The 688-nt window shown below is 64.0% G+C and carries 1 protein-coding gene; it reads right to left on the bottom strand.

The genetic code is table 11. From position 1 onward, the window contains the following. Positions 1 to 656 (bottom strand): ATP-binding cassette domain-containing protein (locus tag AB4Z53_RS35410; protein WP_441600100.1); only part of this gene is annotated, 656 nt, incomplete at its 3' end. Between the last annotated feature and the right edge of the window lie 32 nt (positions 657 to 688).

Raw genomic sequence — 688 nt, 5'->3', positions numbered from 1 at the left:
AATCCGAGCACCTGCTTCTGCACGGTGGCATCGAGTGCCGAGGTCGGCTCGTCGGCGATGATGATGTCGGGAGACCCCGCAAGGGCGATGGCGATGACGATGCGCTGCCGCTGGCCACCGGAGAACTGGTGCGGGTAGTTGCCAAATCGCCGCTGAGGCTCGGGAATACCGACCCGTGCCAACAGATCGATGGCGCGGGTGCGGGCCTGACGTCTCGAAAGGGTTGGATCGAGCGCCAGGCAAGTTTCCTCAACCTGCGCGCCGACGCTCATCAGCGGATCGAGCGAGGCGGTATGATCCTGGAAGATTGCCGAGATGCGCTTGCCCCGAAGCGCTTCGCGCTCTCCCGCCGACATCGCCTCCAAGGGCTTGCCATCGAAGGAGATCGTTCCCGATGTCTGCTGGAACTCCGGCGCAAGCAGGCCGAGGATGGCATTACCGACAGTCGACTTGCCAGCACCGGATTCGCCGATGATGCCGAGGATCTCGCCGTGGCGGAGCTCGAAGCTGACGTCGCTCAGGATCGTCGTCGGGCCGGACCTGGACAGATGGCGAAGGCCGAGGTTCTCGACCCGCAGCAATACGGGCTGTTGAGACGAGGGCCCGAATGGAGGCAATGGCGGGCGCAGAGTTGTGTTCGCATGTTCGACTGTCATCGCGTCTGGTTCCTTGGATCGAGGCTGCGGCG

It is taken from the genome of Ensifer sp. 2TAB8, from assembly GCF_052115125.1.
In the GTDB taxonomy this organism is placed as follows: domain Bacteria; phylum Pseudomonadota; class Alphaproteobacteria; order Rhizobiales; family Rhizobiaceae; genus Ensifer.
Note: the sequence above shows the minus strand (reverse complement) of the source record. Positions and strands in the feature narration are given on the sequence as shown.